The sequence below is a fragment of the Micromonospora sp. M71_S20 genome, from assembly GCF_003664255.1.
Classification (GTDB): Bacteria; Actinomycetota; Actinomycetes; order Mycobacteriales; family Micromonosporaceae; genus Micromonospora.
Genome location: NZ_RCCV01000004.1, coordinates 311483 through 327581 on the forward strand (window position 1 = coordinate 311483; position 16099 = coordinate 327581).

The 16099-nt window shown below is 71.2% G+C and carries 10 protein-coding genes; 2 read left to right on the plus strand and 8 right to left on the minus strand.

From position 1 onward, the window contains the following. Positions 1-13: 13 nt before the first annotated feature. The 6 genes from DER29_RS30620 to DER29_RS30645 form a co-directional block, all read right to left on the minus strand. On the minus strand, positions 14-1378 hold the full coding sequence (locus tag DER29_RS30620; RefSeq protein WP_148710147.1) for a condensation domain-containing protein: 1365 nt from the start codon (positions 1376-1378) through the stop codon (positions 14-16). Between the two features lie 236 nt (positions 1379-1614). Then, positions 1615-2850, minus strand: a complete 1236-nt coding sequence (locus DER29_RS30625) for an acyl-CoA dehydrogenase family protein (protein WP_121401102.1) — start codon at positions 2848-2850, stop codon at positions 1615-1617. Between the two features lie 151 nt (positions 2851-3001). Continuing rightward, positions 3002-6550 (minus strand): amino acid adenylation domain-containing protein, encoded by a 3549-nt coding sequence (locus tag DER29_RS30630; protein WP_121401103.1) that lies wholly within the window; start codon positions 6548-6550, stop codon positions 3002-3004. A gap of 173 nt (positions 6551-6723) precedes the next feature. Further along, positions 6724-8037 carry a PLP-dependent aminotransferase family protein gene (locus DER29_RS30635; RefSeq protein ID WP_233600270.1) on the minus strand — a complete coding sequence of 438 codons (1314 nt, stop codon included), beginning with the start codon at positions 8035-8037 and terminating at the stop codon, positions 6724-6726. Beyond that, positions 8016-9071, minus strand: coding sequence for an enoyl-CoA hydratase/isomerase family protein (locus DER29_RS30640; protein WP_199729617.1), 1056 nt, complete (start codon positions 9069-9071; stop codon positions 8016-8018). Before DER29_RS30640 ends, DER29_RS30635 begins: the two co-directional genes overlap by 22 nt. A 351-nt stretch (positions 9072-9422) precedes the next feature. Further along, a complete protein-coding gene (locus tag DER29_RS30645; RefSeq protein ID WP_121401104.1) occupies positions 9423-9851 on the minus strand; it encodes an SgcJ/EcaC family oxidoreductase in 429 nt (142 codons plus the stop codon). Between the two features lie 368 nt (positions 9852-10219). On the opposite strand from DER29_RS30645, the gene DER29_RS30650 reads away from it, so the two are divergent. Further along, positions 10220-11563: an extracellular solute-binding protein gene (locus DER29_RS30650; protein WP_121401105.1), complete on the plus strand. Its 1344-nt coding sequence runs from the start codon at positions 10220-10222 to the stop codon at positions 11561-11563. 309 nt (positions 11564-11872) lie between these two features. On the opposite strand, the gene DER29_RS30655 is transcribed toward DER29_RS30650, so the two are convergent. Next, a complete protein-coding gene (locus tag DER29_RS30655; protein ID WP_121401106.1) occupies positions 11873-13033 on the minus strand; it encodes an epoxide hydrolase family protein in 1161 nt (386 codons plus the stop codon). A 17-nt stretch (positions 13034-13050) separates the two neighbouring features. Next, positions 13051-14433 (minus strand): NAD(P)/FAD-dependent oxidoreductase, encoded by a 1383-nt coding sequence (locus DER29_RS30660; protein ID WP_121401460.1) that lies wholly within the window; start codon positions 14431-14433, stop codon positions 13051-13053. Positions 14434-14883: 450 nt separating this feature from the next. On the opposite strand from DER29_RS30660, the gene DER29_RS30665 reads away from it, so the two are divergent. After that, positions 14884-15747, plus strand: coding sequence for an AraC family transcriptional regulator (locus DER29_RS30665; RefSeq protein WP_121401107.1), 864 nt, complete (start codon positions 14884-14886; stop codon positions 15745-15747). Positions 15748-16099: the final 352 nt, after the last annotated feature.

The following is a 16099-nucleotide window of genomic DNA, read 5'->3' on the forward strand; positions in this document are numbered from 1 at the left end:
GTCCGCCGCGAGGTCACACCAGGCCCGGTGAGGCGCCGGGCGACGAGCTGAAGACGCGCGCTATCTCGCGGAACTCCGCAGCCATGGAGGCGATGGTCTCCTCGCGGAAGAGGTTCCGCTTGTAGGTCACGGCACCGATGGCATCGCCGGACGGGTCCCTGTTCACGTCCCACAGGGCGCCGTCCGGCACCGCGGACGACAACTCCTGTGATTTCAACAGACGGGTGACCTGCACGAAGTTCAGGTCACCCGGCGAGTCGACGATCGGGTTCGTGGGGACGCTTTCGAGCACCATCGCGGCGGCGTCGTCGACCATCGCCGAGTCCATCAGCTGTGGCGCCTCGGCGAAGATCTGAATGGTCGGTATGTCGTGCGAGAACGCCTCGAGACAGGTTCGCCGGGTCCGCCTGAGCACTTCCTCGTACGACGTGCACCCGGTGAGGTCCGTTCGCAGCGGTACGAAGTTGTAGAGCGTGCCGACGGTGTTGTCGAAGCGCCCCCCGCCACGGCCCGGCGTGAACATCGCCATCACCACGTCCGTGACGCCGGTCAGCCGGTGCACGAGCAGCTGGTAGATCGCGGCGATGGCCATGAACCGCGTGCTCCGGTTGGCCCTGGCCACGCGTTCGATGCCCGACACCACGTCCGCCGGGAGCAGAAAGCGGTACCGGGCCGACGTCTCGGGCACGCCGGCGGAGCGCGGTATGTCCGTGGGGATCGCCGTGAAGCGGGCGCCGTCCAACTGGCGACGCCAGTACTCGCGTGCCGCGGGCGAGGTGGCGGCCTCACGCTCCCAGATGCCGTACTCGCGGTACTGCGGGGCCGGCGGCAGGTCGGGAGCGTGGTGTCCGGTCCGGGCGGCGTAGCGATTGGCCAGGTCGCGGATGATCACCGCCAGGGACTGCCCGTCGACGCTGAGGTGATGTGCCATCAGGACCAGGACCGCGTCGCGGGCGTCGAACCTGGCCAGTACGGCGCGCAGGAACGGCGCCTCGTGCGCGCTCATCGTCCCCGTCTCGGTCTCGTGCATCAGCGCCTCCGCCAGCTCGGCACGCGACGCCTCGGCGGTGACCGGGAAGTCGCGGACGTCCAGCCGGACCGGGCTCGGCGGCAGGATCTCCTGGTACCGATCGTCGGGCGGCCCGGCGATGCGCGTCCGGAGCGCCTCGTGCCGGGTGACGACGTCGAGCAGTGCGGCGCGCAGGACGTCCGGGTCGACCGAACCGCCCGTGACGCGCCATGCGGCGACGGCATGGTTGCGGCACCCGAACGGACCGTCGTCGCCGCCGCCGTCGAAAAGGCTGTTGAACTCCTGGTTCAGCGACAACGGGGCCACGTCGGCCGCTGCGGCCATACCCTCGACGTCGGTTGTCCTCACGCCTGCCTCCTCGGTGGTCACGATGCGCTGCGATGCGAAGGCCCGTACCGTTCAGCCCTCGAGGTGCTGGTCCAATCCGACGCGGGTCCGTCCGGGAGCCCGCACCGGAACATCTTCCGCAGATCCACCGTCGCAGGGGTGCACGCCCGTCGGCATCTCCGCACGTGCGCCCACCTCGACCACTAGTCGACCGCGCCGGGTCGCCGCGCTGCGCGCCGGGACGCCCTGCGTGGCGCCTAGTGCACCAGGCTCTTGGCGAGCTCGCGCATGGCGATGGTGGGCAGCAGGATCGAGAGGCCGGCGTGGGTGCGCAGCGTGGACATGTCCCGCCACACCCGCTCGAGGCGCTCACCGCGCCGGATCGCACTCGATCCCGCCGTGGGCACGATGTGCCCCTCCATCGCTTCCCAGCACAGCTGACAGACGTGCCGGCTGATCGCCGAGAGGCGCAGGTCCAACTCCCTGGTGACCGCGGCCGGTCCCTGCGCGGCCGCATCCTGCCACTGCTGAGCCGCGTTCAGCAGGGCGGCCTCCGCGGTGCCGATCAACCCGACCAGGTCGCCGTACCAGAGTTGGTAGTCGGGGTCCAGGTAGCGGGGCACCACCGGCGGCACCAGAGTCGTCCGGACGCGCAGCAGATCCTCGTACGCGTCGAGCGCTCCCCGCACCATTCCTATCGCCGTGGAGCAGGAGAGGAAGTTGATGAAGGCGAGCTGCGCGCCACCGTACTCCGGGTTGCCGTGCAGGGTCCGCCCGGGCGTGCCGGACGTCGCGTCGTACTCGACGAGCTGCACGCCAGGTAGGGCCATGTGGGCGGGGATGTGGGCGTTCTCGATCCTGATGCTGTGCGAGCCGCTGCCCCGCAGGCCAAGTTGCTGTCCCCAGTCGTCCAGCCGCACCCACTGGCTCCGCGGCGCGACGAAGAGCAGGGGCACCGGCGGCTGCCCGTCCTCGGCGGGCAGCAGCGCGTGTCCCATGAAGTGGTTCGCGTACGGCGACCCGGAGCAGTAGGACCAGGTGCCGCTGACCGTCCAGCCACCGTCGGCGGCGGGCGTGGCGGTACCACTGGGGATGGAGGTGCTGGGGCAGATGAAGTCGCCGTCGGCGAACATCTCCGCCTGCGCCCGCTCGCCGAAGATGGTGGCGGTGACGAGCGCGTGCGCGGCGCCGAGGGTGTACATCCAGCCGGTCGAGGGGCAGCCGCGCAGCAGGGTCATGGAGACGCGCAGGAAGGTGTCGATCCCGAGTTCGTACCCGCCGTAGCGACGGGGGACCAGGATGCGGTAGAAGCCGTTCCGCAGGAACCGATCGTGGATGTCCTCGGCGTAGAAGGTGCGCTCCTCCGTCTCGGCCTGGCGTTCGACGAGTTCGGGGACCATCGCCTCGGCTCTGGCTATCACCTGATCCGCGGTGAGCCCGGGCTCGGGCGGGGCGGGCAGGTCGAGTTCGGCGGTGTTCGTGTTCGCGTCCATTGACCATCCATCTCTGGCTGCTGACGATCGCGCTGACCGGAGGAGACCGGATCCGGAGCGGGTGCTGGTCGATTTCCCCGGTACCACCGTCGCCCCGTCGCCCCGTGCTCCGCCACTTCGCCGTTGCCCCGCACCGCATCTCCGGTCGGCGTCAGCCCATCCCGGCGACGACGCACGCCAACAGCGACCAGTGGATCGCCGCGTCCTTGTCGGATGCCAGCAGCACGAGGTCGGCGTCCGCTGCTGCCGCCCGCCAGGCGCGGAGCACTGTGTGGTCGCGGCTCACCACCCACTGGGGAGTGTGCTCCGGCGGGTGTGCTCCGCTCGGGGCGGGAGGTTCGACCGCCAGCACCTTCGGCCCGACGCCGATCCGCTCGCGCAGGTCGTGGGCGCACCCGGCCGCCGTGGCGACCAGTTCGCCGTACGCCGCGAGGACGGTGCCGCCCGGAGCGTCGAGCGTCGCCAGCCGTCCCGGCACGTCCTGCGGGCGCCCGTCGCAGAGGTCGAGGATGGCCACCTTGAACCAGCGCTCGAGTTCCGCCACCGCCTGCGCCGGCCAGGGCGCCTCCCCTTGGAGCAGCACCAGCGCGGGTCGGTCCGTACGACCGGACCAGCGCAGCGGCGGCGCGTCGGCGGCGAGCCGGTGCTGGCGGATCCGCTGCGCCTGACCGGCGGCGGTCGACGCCGCGACGATGTCGCCCAGGCGAAGCGGGACGCCCAGCTCGCGCCGTACGTGGGCGCGAAGCTTCCAGGCGGACCGCAGGTCTCCCGCGAACTGGCCACGGTCCTCGTGGCGGCCGGCGTCGCCCTCGGCCACGCGACGCCATGCCTCGCGCACCCAGCGCACCTCCGGATCGCTCTCGGCGCCTTCGTGGCGCGGCGGCTCGAGGCGGGCCAACGCCGCCCGATCGATCTTGCCGGTGCTGGTCAGCGGCATCGCGCTCATCAGCGCGTACGAGGACGGCACCATGTACGCCGGCAACACGTGGCGGGCGTGCGCCGAGACCCGGCTCACCAGCTCCTGGCCGGCGCCCGGTTGGCGTGGTTGCAGGAACGCCACGATGCTCCTGCTGTCGCGGTCGCGGCCGGTCACCACGATCGCGGCGATCGCGACGTCCGGATGGCCGTTGAGGACGCTCTCGATCTCGTCCGGTTCGATGCGGTGCCCGCGTATCTTGACCTGTCGGTCGTTGCGACCCCGCAGTTCCAGGCGGCCGTCGGCGCGCCACCGGGCCAGGTCACCCGTGCGGTAGAGCCGGCGGCCCACGCCGGTCGGATCGGGCACGAAGCGCTCGGCGGTCTGCCCGGGCGCGCCGACGTAGCCCCGCGCCACACCGACGCCGCCGATGTGGAGCTCGCCGATCACACCGGGCGGCACGGGCGAGCCCGCGGCATCGAGGATCCGCAGCCAGGCGCCGGGCAGCGGACGGCCGACCGGCACGATCGACAGCTGCGGCTCCCGCGGCAGTCGCTCGCACACCGCGTACATCGAGGCCTCCGTCGGCCCGTACGTGTGCCAGAACTCCTTCGTGCAGGCGACCAGGCGGCTGGCCAGTTCGGGCGTGACGACGTCGCCGCCGCACGAGACGATCAACTCCGGATCGCCCGGCCAACCGGTCGCGAACAGGATGCGCCACGTCATCGGCGTGGCCTGCATGACGTCGGGCCGGTGCCGGGCCAGCACGGCCTGCAACTGCGCTCCGCTGCGCGCCTGGGCGGTGGTCGCCAGGATCGTCCGTCCACCGCTGACCAGCGCGAGGAAGAGCTCCAACATCGCGATGTCGAAGGAGATTGTGGTCACCGCGAGCAGCGACTGGGCCGGCTGGAAGCCGAGCAGCTCCCGGGTGGCGACCAGGCAGTTGGCCAGGCCACGGTGGGTGACCGCGACGCCTTTCGGGCGGCCGGTGGACCCGGACGTGTACAGCACGTAGGCCAGCGAGTCCGGGTGCGGCGGTGGGCCGACGGGCGCCGGGTCGGCCGCCAGCAGATCGGACAGCGACACCACCGGCACGCCGAGCGCCGCCACCCGTTCGATCGGCAGGGTGCCGTCGGTGATCACCCCGCCGCAGCCGCTGTCGCCGACGATGTACGACAGGCGCTCGGCGGGGTGGTCCGGGTCCATGGGCACGGCGGCCAGGCCGGCGCGGGCGACTCCGAGCAGGATGGCGGGCAGCTCCACCCGGCGGGCCACGAGGATGCCGATCGGTGATCCGGCCGGGAGCCGGACCGTTCGCAGCGCGGCTGCTATCCGGCTCGCCGCGTCGTCAAGCTCCGCGTACGTGTGGACGACGTCGGCCAGCACCACCGCTGGCCGCCCGGGCGTACCGGAGATCCATCGGCCGACCAACTCGACGAGCGTGTCCGCACCACTCACGCCCGGGGTCGTCGCCTCCCACTCCGCCAGCCGCGCCCGGTCGCGCGGGTGGATCACGTCGAGTTCGCTGATCGGCCCGGCGGGAGTCTGTACGAGCTCGTGCAGCAGCGTGGAGTAGCTGCGCCCCATCCGATCGAGGGTCTGCTCGTCGAAGAGCCCGACCGCGCCTCGCCACGCCCCGACGACGCCACCGGCACCGACGGCGACGTCGAGCTCGAGTTCGTACGGCGAGTGCGACACCGGCAGCTCGATGTCGCGCGCCGCCCTGCCGGCCCAGGTGGGCGCTCCGGCTGCGGTGTCGCACCGGAAGCCGACCTGGATCTCGACCCCGGCGCCCCGTTCGGGGCGTAACGGCCGGGTCAGCAGCGCGTCCAGCGCATGGGGATGGTCGACCGACGACGCCGTGATGCGGTGCTCGGACCTGACCGTGTCGACAACCGAGGCGTGCGCGCTGAGGGCGTGCCGAAGGAGTCGGATGTCCTCGGGGGCGACGTCGGTGTCGCCGGTGCGGGTGTGCTTCGGCGAGCCGATCAGGATGTCCCGTTCGCCGGTCTCGCGGAGGAGAAGGATGCGTAGGGCACACCGCAGGACCGTGGCCACGGAGACGCCCACGCGGTCGGCGAACCGCCGCAGGAGCGCGGTGTGGCCGTCGTCCAGCGACCACGCGGTCGTGATCGAACGACCCTGACTGCGGCCACGGCCACGGCCCGCGGGCCACGCGATCGCCTGCTGTGCCAGGGGCTCGGCACAGGCGACGCCGTCGAGCCCACTGGCGGTGCCGAGGCCGGGGTAGCGGTCGTCCTGCCCGATCCAAGGCGTGTCGCCCGGTTGCCACAGGGGCTCGGCAACCCTGGTCCGATACCGCTCACCCAGCTCCGCGAGCAGCCGCGCGGCCACGTCCCGCCCGCCCACGGCAGCGTGGACGACCAGCGTCACCAGGGTGCTGCCGCCCTCCACCGGATACACGCCCACCCTGATCGCGGGTTGATCGTCCAGGTCGAATCGACGGCTCGCGTCGGCCGCTGCCGCCGCGAGCGCGGCGGCCAACGGCTGTGGCACGGCGGAGATGCACTCCACCGGCCGTCCGTCGCCCGGCACCAGCAGCGGTTCCCCGTCGACGTCGCGGAAGTGCCGGCGCAGCATGGCGTGGCGACGTTGGAGGCCCGCGCAGGCCGCGGCCACCCCGGAGGGGACCACGTCACCCGCGACCAGGACCGCCCGGCAGTGTTGCAGACCGCCGGCCCAGAAGGCCGTCTGCTCGGCCAGGTACAACGCGAGCTGGTTGGCGGTCGGCCGCCGTTCGGATGACGAGATGTCGTCGGTCACTGCTCCTCCTTCGCTGGTCCCGTTCACCCGGCGCGACCACTCGATCGAGCACCCGTACCGGTCGCCGCCGGCGGCCGTCGTAGCCCGGCCTCGGCGCGTCACGGCCGGCGCCGGACCGGGACGCGGTGACCGCACCGGCGGCGTGCCGACGCCGATCCCGGTCGGCGGTGCCGCTACAGCGCGTCGACGAAGTCGGCCAGCCGGGCGGTGCCCTCGACGATCTCCTCGGGTTCGAGGGAGGAGCACGACAGCCGGATCCGGCGCTCCCCGCCCCCGCGCAGATGGAAGCCGCGCATCGGGGTCCAGAGCACGCCGAACGTCTCCGCGGAGTACCGCAACAGCGCGTCATCGGCCTCGACCGGCAGCTCGCACTGCACGAAGTAGCCGCCCTCCGGCGCCCACCAGCGGAACCCGGGGCCCGGCCGGCCGGGATCGCCGAAGTGCTGGGCAAGCCGCTCGACGAGGACGGCCCGGTTGCCGCGCAGGTGCGCCGCCTTACGCCGGCCGAGCGCGGCGATCGAGCCCCCGTGCCGAATGAGAAGCCCGCCGATCAACGCCTGAGCCAGCGGGGACGTGTTCAGGGTGACCGCGTTCTTGGCGGCGGCGACCAGGGCGGCCAGTCGCACCGGCGGGCCGGAGCGCGACGTGACCCACTGGTCGGCCACCACGTACCCGACCCGGGCGCCCGGTACCGCCACCTTCGCGAAGGTGCCGGTGTGCACGACCCGACCCTCGCGGTCGAGGGCCTTCAGGCTGGGCAGCCGGTCGTCCGAGGCCGCCGTGAACGCGTACGGATTGTCCTCGATCAGCATGAGGTCGAGCGCCGACGCGGTCGCCAGCAGACGCTGCCGGGCGGCCAGCGAGAGCCGGTTGCCCGACGGGTTCGCGAAGTCGGGGGACACGTACAGCGCCCGGAGGCGACGGCCCGCGGCCCGCTCCCGCTCCGCAGTCGTACGCAGGACCGCCAGGTCGGGGCCGGTGCCGTCGTCCGGCACCGGGTGGACCGTGATGTCCAGGGAATCGGCCGCCGCGACCACGCCGACATAGGACGGATCGGTGACCGCCAGGCTGGCACCCGGCGGGTGCAGGACCCGCAGGGTGAGGAACAGCGCCTCCTGGCAACCGACCGTCATGACGATCGCCTCCGGCGGGACGTCGATGCCCTCGTCGGCCCGCAGCGCCGCGGCAACCAGATCGTTGATGATTCCTCTGCTCGGACCGTACTGGAACAGCTGTCGGCGCACCGCCTCCTCGCTGAGGCCGGCGGCGCGCCGGGCCTCGACGAAGGTGTCGAGCACCGGGCCGACCGCGACGTCGGCGAAGAACGGCTCGTACGGTGCGCCCGGTGCGAAGGAGATGGCGTCGGGGAACTCGGCCACGATCTCGTTGAGGAAGGTCATGGCGGCGATCTGCCGGCTCGACACACTGCGGTGCAGGTCGTCGGCGTGCAGGTGCGTCCCGGCGGTCAGCGTTGCCGTCGCATCCACTGCTGCTCCAACCGGTGCAGTACGTCCTGGCTGTACAACCGCTGGACCTGCACCTCCGCGAACTCGGCGAGATAGTTGCGGAAGTGATCCTCTGGTTCCTCGAAGGCGGTGAGCATGTGCCGGTTGGCAATCACGGCGGGGTTGTCCATCGCGCGGACCGCCTGGTCGATCGCGCCGTCGACACCGTCCTCCGCCACGACGGCGTCGCACAGCAGCGCGGCGACCGGATCGCGGGCCGCTATCCGTCGCCCGCCCAGGAGGACCTGGCGAGCCAGCCTCGGACCGAGGACGCGCCCGAGCCTGAGGTTGGCCGCGCCGGGCACGATGCCCTCCCGCGCCGCCGGCAGCGTGAAGTAGGCCGTGTCCGTGCTGATCAGATAGTCGAAGGTCAGCATCAGCTGCATGCCGCCGCCGATGGCGAACCCGTCGACCACCGCGACCCACGGCTTGCCGCCCCGAGCGGTGGGATCAGCCTGCTGCCGCGGATCCCACAGACCACGCTGGATCTTGCTCAGGTAGCCGATCTCACGCTGCATGACGAAGCCCAGGAAGGGGATCTGCCCGGCGCACAGGAGGGTCAGGTTGATTCCCGAGCTGAAGACCCGACGCCCGGCGTATCTCGGGTGCTGCATGACGGCGCCCCGTACGACGCCCACGCGTACGCCCGGGTCCAGCAGCGCCAGGTCGACCGCGATCTCCATCTGCTGGCCGAGGGCCTCGTCCTCCGCGTTGAGGTAGCGCTGGTTGGCGACGGTGATCTCGGCGACCCCGTCCGTACGCCGCACCGACACCACGGGCATCTCGACGACGCCGGTCCGCTGGAACTCGGGCAGTCGGGAACGGGCCTCGTCGGTCGGCAGCCGCTGCGAGCGTACGAGGTCACCGCCCCCTGCGGCTCCGAGCAGCGCGGCGTACGCGATGCCCTGGTCGATCTCGAAGCCCTCCTTGGCAGCCTGCCGGCGGCCACGCTCCAACTCCATCTCCGCCCGGGTGGGCGTCAGCCCGGGGACGATGTCGGCCAGCGCGTACGACATGTCGGTCAGGGACCGCCGGTGCGAACTCTGGCCGGCGAGTTCCCGATGGAGCCGGTCCGATTGAGTGTTCAGGAGCCGGCGCCTCGCGGCTCGCGCACGGGCATGTGCCGCAGCGGCTCGACTCCGTTGGTCGGGGTTGCGGTCAGCCGGCGCGGGCAGGGTCGCCAACACGTCGGCCACGCGTGCGGCGGCATCCATGACCTCGACCCGCAGACGGTCCCGCGCGAAGGGGGTGAATGGTGGCGTCACGCTGGCTCGTGGCGCCCTTGAACGCTCGCTCGGTGTCATGCCCCTCCGTCCCAGGGTCCTGGAAGCTACCGGCGCGGTGCGGCCGCCGGCCGGCCGCGCACGTCAGACAGCTGGGTTCCGCGGGCAGTTCTGATAGACCGCCAACTGCCACCGGCCCTCGCGCTTGACGAGGATCCAGGAGGCCCGGATGGCCGCCCGGTCCGACAGTTCGGTCTCACCAGGCGCCAGCACGCCCCCCATGGTGAGCAGGGCCACCGCGCCATCTGCCAGTACCTTCATGTCGATCGGCTGTCCGGTGACGCGCGTGCCCTGATAAGGCCCGGCGTAGGCCATCGCCATGAACTCCCGGATCTGGTCGCGGCCCTTCTGGTACACGCCCGGAAGGATCAGCGTTCCGTCCTGCGTGAACAATTCGGCGAAGGCGTCGGCGTCGTGTTCGGCCCACGCCGCGATCATGCGCGCGGGCACCGCCGTGATCTCTTCCTGATCGGTGCTGGACATCGTCGATGCGGTGGAGTTCTTCGTCGGCATTCTCATCTCTCGCTCTCTTCGACGGACCGTTACCTTCGACACCGGCCACAGATGCCTGGACCGACCGGGGCCTTAGGCGCCGGCCGCAGTGCCTGGGCTGACCGGGGCATTCGGCGACGGGCGCGGACAGGAGGAGTGACAGCTCCTCCATTGCGCCGACGTCGCGATCGCGAACCTTCGTCAGTGACGATGACAGGACAAGCCAGGGGATACATCTTGCGGAGTGCTGCTGCCGCTTGACGTCCGACTGATCAGCGCCCCGGCCTCACGGTCGGCAGGTCGGGCGAGCAAGCCCGGAGTCGCAGTCGGGCTGGCAGTTCCATGACAGTGGAGCCACCAGCGCTGCATTCCGACGACGGAGGACTCTCATGGCAGCTGCCCCGCCGAAGATCAAGATCAACGTGTGGCTGACGGACCCGACCAAGTGGGCGACGAACGCGCAGGACGTGGCTCTGTCGGCGGCCGCCAGTTTTACCGAGAAACACCCCGAGTACCACGTCGACATCACGCGGTTCGACTTCCGGATGATGCCCTCGGAGGTGGCCCGAGCCACGGAGCAGGGTGCCCTGCCCGACATCGTGGAGTACCACGACGCCGTCACCCGGCTCGCCCTGGACACCCTCGGACCTGACGGGTCGCCCCTGTACACGCCCATCGAACGAGCCATCGCGGGGCGGAGCGAGATCCTCGGTGAGCCCGTGGTGCTCGGCGACATGGTGCCCACGGTGCGCGAGTACTTCCGCTACGCCGGCGAGTTGATGTCCGTACCCCGTACGGCCTCCACCATGGTGCTGTACGCGAACATGGACCTCCTCGCGAAGGCGGGCGTGGCGGAGCCGCCGCGCACCTGGCGCGAGGTGACGGCGGCCTGCCAGGCGATCAGGAAGATGGCCGGCGGTCCCACCCACGGCATCACCTGGCCGAACTTCTACTGGCCCTTTCTGCAGGCGGTCGCACAGCAGGGCGGGTTGATCGCCGATCACGACAACGGCCGGTCCGGCCGGCCGGAGACGACCAACCTCGCCTCGAGCGAGATGATGGCCTTCGTCGCGTGGTGGCAGGGCCTCCACCGGGACGGCCACTACCTGTACACGGACGAGCCGGGGGACTTCCCGGGCTGCTTCGCCGCCTTCGAGAACCAGCAGGTGGCGCTCCTGCTCACCTCCTCCGTCGACGCCTCGCACCTGCTGCAGCGGGGTGAGCGGCAGGGCTTCACGGTCGGGGTGGGCCCCCTGCCGTACAACGACGAGGTCCCGCTGGCCGGCAACGTGCTGGGCGGCTTCTCGCTCTGGCTCACCGCCGGCCTCGACTCGGCCAAGCGGGACGGCGCGCTGGCGTTCATGCAACACCTCAACAGCCCGCGCAACGTCGCAGACTGGGCGAAGCACCACTACCGCATCCCGATCACCCGCGCGGCGGTCGACGTCCTCGACCAGGAGGGCTGGTACCGTCGCCATCCGCATCTGCGCGTGGCCGGCGACCAGCTCGAAGCGGCGGACGGCTCACCCGCGGCGCTCGGACCTCTCCTCGGCGGACACGCCGAGATCATGGGCGAGCTGACCGGAGCGATGCACGACGTCCTGAGCGGCGCCGAACCGGAAGCCCGGTTCCGCCAGGCGAACGCACGAGCGCAGCAGATCCTCGACGCCTACAACGCGTACTGCGACGGGCCGCCCCGCCGCAGCCCAGACCTGCTCGCCGTCAGCACCTGAGCGGGCGCTGCGGGATCTCCGTCCGCAGCTCCCGAGTGCGTTGCCGCAGCGAGACCTCGTCGGGTGTCGTGTCGGATCGACGATCCGACACGCCACCCGACGAGATCCGTCGGTCGTCGGGGCGCGAGGAACCCCCACCGTCCCTGGCCGGACATCAGCCCGCTGGGCCGGACATCAGTCGCTCCGTCGGCCCCGTCCCACGCCCCGCAACACCCGCGCGGGCCCGGTGAGGCACGAACGGCCTCCGGACCCGCGCGGGCTGCGGCACGCCGCCGCGCTCTGCCACCAGGTGTCCTGGCTCCCCGTCGGTCAGCGCGCGAGCGAGCGGGCGAACCTGCGGATGTCGTCGACCAGAAGCTGGGGCTGTTCCAGAGCGGGGAAGTGTCCCCCACGGTCGTACTCGGTCCACTGGCCGAGGGTCGGCAGGATCTGTTCGGCGAACCGGCGCACCGGCCGCACCGCGTCCCTGGGGAACGACGCGACGCCCACCGGCATCGTCAGCGGCCACGGCCCGGCCCAGGTACGGACGAAGTCGGCGTCCATGTGGCTGGACTCGTAGTAGAGCTGGGCGCTGGATCCGGCCGTCGCCGTCAGCCAGTAGATGGAGACCGCCGTGAGGATGTGGTCGCGGCTCACCGCGTCCTCCGGCACCTTCGCCGAGTCGGTCCACTCCTTGTACTTCTCGACGATCCAGGCCAGCTGCCCCACCGGCGAGTCGGTCAACGCGTACGACAGCGTCTGCGGCCGGGTGGACTGGATCCGCTGCCAACCGGTCCCGTCCTGCATGAACCTGGCGGTGAACTCCAAGCGGGCCAGGTCGGCCTCGCCCAGGCCGGCCATGGCCGCGGGATCGGGCGGCGGGAACGTCACGCACATGTTGAGGTGGACACCGACGACGTGCTCGGGATCGGCCAGACCCAGCCGTAGCGAGATCGGCATTCCCCAGTCGCCGCCCTGCACCGCGTACCGGTCGTAGCCCAGGCGGCTCATCAGCTCCTTCCAGGCGCCGGCCACCCGGCCGGTGTCCCAGCCCACCTGACCGGTCGGGCCCGAGAACGCGTACCCGGGAATCGACGGAATCACCAGGTGGAAGGCGTCGGCGGAGTCACCGCCGTGCGCGACGGGATCGGTGAGCGGCCCGATGACGTCCAGGAACTCGGCCACGGTGCCCGGCCACCCGTGGGTCAGGATCAGCGGGGTCGCGCCCGCTTCGGGCGAGCGGACGTGCAGGAAGTGCACGTTCACCCCGTCGATGTCGGTGACGAACTGCGGGTACGCGTTCAGGCGCGCCTCGGCCGCCCGCCAGTCGTAACTGTCGCGCCAGTACTCGGCCAGCTCCCGGAGATATCCCAGGGGCACACCACGATCCCAGCCCACGCCCGGAATCTCGTCCGGCCAGCGCGTCCGATCGATCCGCCGGTGCAGATCGTTGAGATCGGCCTGCGGAACGTCGATGCGGAATGGACGCATCTCACAACCCTCCTGTGTCAGTCGCGGGCCGCGTGCAGCGGCGCGGGGGCGGATGCCCGGCTTCCCCGGGCGCGGGAGTGCCGCAGTGTCCGGAGAATCCTGTCGGGACGGAGCAGAGCCGTCGGCTCGTCGATGAGGCCGGCGACCCTCATGAGCGCCTCGGTGAGGCTCGGGTCGTGGACCGCGGCCCGCTGGAGCCGCGCGACGTAGGCATTGATCATGCGTACCTTGGGAGTGCGGTCACCCTTCACTCCCGCGTAGCCGAGGTCCGCGGTCGCCGCGAAGTCCCACGGCGAATCGATCTGGCGGGCGATCTCCCGGAAGAACTCCCGCGGCTCCGGCACCGGGCCCTTGCGGAGCTGCTCGGCCAGGATGCGGGACTCGATGGCCGCGACCGCCATGCCCTGGGCGTAGACGGGGTTGAAACTGCACACCGCGTCGCCGATGACCAGCAAGCCTCTCGGGAACCGGGTCAGCCGCTCGTAGCGGCGCCGGACGCTCGCCGGGAAGCGGAACATCACCGCGTCGTCGATCGGCTCGGCCTCGCGGACCGACTCGTAGATCTCCGGCACGGGCAGCGACCGGACGAAATCAAGGAAGCCCTCCGGATCGGTCGGCGGATGGTCGCCGAGCACGCCGGTGAGCGACAGCTCGACGCGGCCGTCGTCGCCGGGCAGCCGGTAGTAGAACGCGCCGCGCGGATGCGACGGGGTCGCCGCCGCGATGACGGCGATGTCGCTGCCGAAGGGATCGCGCGGCACCCGGAAGTGGCGCGTGGTGTAGGCCAGGTTGACCGCCACCTTGTCCTCGGTGGGCCGGGAGTAGCCGAGCTCCTCCAGCCAGACCGGCGTACGTGACCCCCGGCCGGTGGTGTCGATCACCAGATCGGCGTGCAGGACCTCGACGTCCGCGTTCCGGTTGCGCGGCTGCACGCGTACGCCGGTGACCCGGCCCGCGTCGGGCGTCGTCTCCAACCCGATGATGTCGTGCTGCTCGAGGAACCGGATGCCGCCGACCTTCTGCACCCGGCTGCGGACGACCCGCTCGATGACCGGTCGGGTGCAGGGCACGGAGAGCAGCCCGGTCTGCGCCGGACTGAGCCGCATGCCGTTGAAGTACCAGCGGATGTTGCCGCTGAAGTCACCCGGCCGGATGCCGGCCACCTCCATGTCGGCCAGGAGGCCGGGGAACTGCTGCTCCAGGATCTGCTGGCCGCGGGCGACCAGACCGTGGGCGTGGCGGCCGTGCGGGACGCCGCGCCGGGGGCCTTCCACTCCCGCCAGCTCGTCACGGTCCACCACGAGGACTTCGGGGTACACCTCGGAGAGCACGTTGGCGGCGAGCAGGCCGGCCAAGCTGCCGCCGAGTACCACAGCACGAGGTACGAGCTGTTCAGGCATCTCGATCTCCTTATCCTCCGCGGCCACGAGCTTCGGCAGAGCCACGGTTCAAGCCAGCATCGGCGATCGCGGCGTGCCGGTCACCTTCCGCTGTGCTTCGGAAACGGTGCGGTCGCACGCGCGAAGGCGCCGCACCGGACCCACCAGGTGAGAAGTGATCGTCGCCTGTGGATCCCGTCCGCCCTGCCGTCGTCGCTGGTGGGGAAGTGGCAAAAGACCGCAGCGGGCTGACGGCACTTTTAGAGGTGCAGTTGCAGCCGGCAGGACAGGAAACTTCAGTGTGATCAGTCAGGGACTCCGGGTGACTTGCGGGTGTTTGCGGACTCCCTGTCGGGGTGCGTGACCCGGTTCCTGTTTGCGTTTCCTAGTCGATGTGCCGGTGCCGCACGTCCATTCCGAGAGTGCCGTACGCCACCCGAGAGCAGGCACTTCGGGAGCCAGGGAGGGGATATGGACCAGTCAGTCGAGAGAGCTGTCCACCGAGTCGTCAGATCCATGCAGGAAAACCTCGGTGAGCCGCTGACCATCGATGACATGGCCCGTACCGCTATGTTCAGCAAGTTCTATTTTTCCCGCGTCTTCCAACGGGCCACCGGCCTGTCGCCGAGGAGATTCCTGTCGGCATTGCGGCTGCAAAAGGCAAAGCAGCTCCTCGTCTCGACCTCGTTGAATGTCATCGACATCAGCCACCTGGTCGGATACAACAGTGTCGGCACCTTCAGCACCCGGTTCACCAGCAGCGTCGGCATATCGCCCACCGCATACCGCCGCTTCGGCGGTAGCGTTCCGGCAGTAGCCGTCGACGATCGGCCGGACACCGCGCGGATCCCGTCGTCGACCGTCAGCGGCACCGTCCTCTCCGCCCCGGACGCCCCGATCGGCCACACGTTCGTCGGCCTGTTCCCGCAGCCGATCCCGCAGGGCCGGCCGGTGAGCTACACCGTGCTGGAGCGTCCCGGTCCCTTCCTGCTGGACAAGGTGCCGGGAGGATCGTGGTTCCTGCTGGCGCATTCCCTGCGGTCCGGCGAGGTGGCCGATCCGGCCGCCGGCGACGAGCAGCCGTACCTGCTGCGACACGGTCCCGTGCAGCTTCGCGACGATGACGACCTGACCCTGCCCGACCTGCGGCTGCGTCCGGTCCACCTCCTCGACCCCCCGGTGCTGCTGGCATTGCCGGACGTGCGGTCGATGTCTCGGCGCGTACCCGGGACGGACCAGACCGGCTTCCCGCGGACACCGGCCGGTCCGCTTGCCGGCAGGCCGGAGCGCGGCGGCAACGGCGGTTACCGCGGCGCGGCACTCCCCGCCGCCTGACCTACGCCGCGAGGCGCCGGACATCCACGGGCGGGCGCGACGCCGAGGTACGTGGTGACGCGGCCAGCGCCTCATCGGCGCGGGGCGTACGCCGCCGGTCTGTTCGCGGGCGACGGTCGAGCCGGTTGTGGTGAGTTGTCCGATCGCCGCTGGTCACGTCGTCCTGGTCCGCGGCCATGACCTTCGCGGCGGCCTGCCGCGCGGGGGGAGACGTCGTGACGGCACCGGCCCGGAAACGTGCACTCGCCGCAGAGCCGTGATGGCCGACGACCCACGGCCCCGCACCGCGAAGGTGACCGGGGCCGTGCGGGCCGTGGCGACCGTCCAGGCAGGCGACGAGCGGAGCGTCGCC

Bases quoted from the DNA above. Each gene is read 5' to 3' on its own strand.
- DER29_RS30625 (WP_121401102.1), bottom strand. From the start codon at position 2,850: ATGGACGCGAACACGAACACCGCCGAACTCGACCTGCCCGCCCCGCCC.
- DER29_RS30640 (WP_199729617.1), bottom strand. From the start codon at position 9,071: ATGTCGTACGCGCTGGCCGACATCGTCCCCGGGCTGACGCCCACCCGG.
- DER29_RS30645 (WP_121401104.1), bottom strand. From the start codon at position 9,851: ATGCCGACGAAGAACTCCACCGCATCGACGATGTCCAGCACCGATCAG.
- DER29_RS30650 (WP_121401105.1), top strand. From the start codon at position 10,220: ATGGCAGCTGCCCCGCCGAAGATCAAGATCAACGTGTGGCTGACGGAC.
- DER29_RS30655 (WP_121401106.1), bottom strand. From the start codon at position 13,033: ATGCGTCCATTCCGCATCGACGTTCCGCAGGCCGATCTCAACGATCTG.
- DER29_RS30660 (WP_121401460.1), bottom strand. From the start codon at position 14,433: ATGCCTGAACAGCTCGTACCTCGTGCTGTGGTACTCGGCGGCAGCTTG.
- DER29_RS30665 (WP_121401107.1), top strand. From the start codon at position 14,884: ATGGACCAGTCAGTCGAGAGAGCTGTCCACCGAGTCGTCAGATCCATG.